Annotated in this window: 1 protein-coding gene and 1 pseudogene; both read left to right on the top strand. The window is 46.0% G+C overall.

Annotated features, from left to right (window positions below):
* Positions 1-269, top strand: a pseudogene (locus tag R8O10_RS24960) (hypothetical protein); the annotation flags it as partial.
* Between the two features lie 102 nt (positions 270-371).
* Positions 372-732, top strand: a 361-nt coding sequence (locus R8O10_RS24955) for a DNA-formamidopyrimidine glycosylase family protein (protein ID WP_318191922.1), incomplete at its 3' end; no start/stop codon positions are given.

Below are 732 nucleotides of genomic sequence, written 5' to 3'. Positions count from 1 at the left end.
GATGGCATGCGAATGCAGATGTTCCTCTCCCTCTATCTGAACTTATTGCTCGCTGGCAAGCGCTTGAAGGTACGGAGTTATCTGCGCAGCAATACGACACTCTTAAAGATAAGTTAGGCACACCAGAAACCATCGAAGTCTGGTATCAAGGCGTCGAAGAACCGCAGCGAATTACTCTTTATCGTCTTCATGATTTTTGGTTGTTCAAGAATTGGCAAGACAAGTGGATCGCGATTTCTGTTGATAGCAATTACATCATGCCTAAGTGAGAGGTGGTCAATAACCTCGTAGGTAAGCAGTGTTTACGCTTGTACTTTTCGATTATTCTAACTGCCTTTCAGTAAGGCTTTGAGTGTTCTAAGGAGAAATAAATGCCTGAACTACCAGAAGTTGAAGTAAGCCGGATGGGTATTAGTCCACATATGGTTGGACAAACGATTAAGGCATTTGTTTTTCGCACCCCCAAACTGCGCTGGGATATCCCGCAAGAGCTGAAATTGCTTGAAGGGCAAGTGATTCGAGCTATTCACCGCCGCGCAAAGTATTTGCTCATAGAAACGGATACAGGGACTGCCATTGTGCACCTTGGAATGTCCGGCTCGTTACGTGTGTTGGATGCTGATTTTCCTGCGGCTAAGCACGATCATGTCGATCTCAAACTTACAAATGGTAAAGTGCTGCGTTATAACGACCCTCGACGCTTTGGTGCTTGGCTATGGTGCGCACCTGGTG

It is taken from the genome of Vibrio sp. 1727 (assembly GCF_033344415.1).
GTDB lineage: Bacteria > Pseudomonadota > Gammaproteobacteria > Enterobacterales > Vibrionaceae > Vibrio > Vibrio alginolyticus.
Note: the sequence above shows the minus strand (reverse complement) of the source record. Positions and strands in the feature narration are given on the sequence as shown.